The organism is Oleiphilus sp. HI0061 (assembly GCF_001635675.1).
In genome coordinates, this window is the sequence record NZ_LWFE01000851.1 from 1 (window position 1) to 254 (window position 254).

Genomic DNA, 254 nt, shown 5'->3' on the forward strand with positions numbered 1-254 from the left:
GGTACAATGTAACCTGTATTGTTTTCTTAGCCATGACCTTATCCTGTAATTTCGTCTACAGACTTGCCGCGCTTAGCAGCAACGTCTTCTGGTGACTTCATTGCACTCAAACCTTTAACTGTTGCGCGAACAACGTTAACTGGGTTTGTAGAGCCGTAGCACTTAGCAAGTACGTTTTGAATCCCTGCGACTTCTAGCACTGCACGCATTGCGCCGCCAGCGATGATACCAGTACCATCTGAAGCAGGCTGCAT

The 254-nt window shown here is 47.6% G+C and carries 1 pseudogene; it reads right to left on the bottom strand.

Annotated features, from left to right (window positions below):
* Window positions 1-38 precede the first annotated feature (38 nt).
* A pseudogene (locus A3735_RS10170) lies at window positions 39-254 on the bottom strand (30S ribosomal protein S5); the annotation flags it as partial.